1 protein-coding gene is annotated in these 392 nt (G+C 64.0%); it reads left to right on the top strand.

The annotated features are described in order from the left end of the window. A partial coding sequence (locus P3W85_RS32230; RefSeq protein ID WP_346430306.1) for a hypothetical protein occupies positions 1 to 392 on the top strand: 392 nt, incomplete at both ends.

Below are 392 nucleotides of genomic sequence, written 5' to 3'. Positions count from 1 at the left end.
AACAGACCACCGCGCGCAAGGACGATCCCTGCCTGCGATACGTCCAGGCGCAAGAGCGCGCACTGGATCGAAGCCTCGCCACGCTGCGTGCCAACCTGAGCGGCCGCAACGCGCTTTATCAACTGCCGTGGTACCTCGTGCTGGGGCAAGAGAACGCCGGCAAGACCAGTTTCATTAACCGCAGCAACCAGAACTTCTCGCTGACCGGCGAGATCAAGGCAGGGAGCCGACGTCTGCTCGATGATCCGGATCTGGCCTATACCATCGACTGGTGGATGGGCGGCGAGGCCGTGCTGATCGATCCGCCTGGAGAGCTGATCAGCCAGCCGGAAGCCACGAAGGCGCCCGCCATGGCAGCGCGCAGTGTGCAGGCAGAGTCGGCTGCCACATCC

The sequence above is a fragment of the Cupriavidus basilensis genome, from assembly GCF_029335485.1.
GTDB classification, from domain to species: Bacteria; Pseudomonadota; Gammaproteobacteria; order Burkholderiales; family Burkholderiaceae; genus Cupriavidus; species Cupriavidus basilensis_E.
The sequence above is the reverse complement of the archived record's forward strand: the minus strand, read 5'-3'. Positions and strand labels throughout refer to the sequence as shown.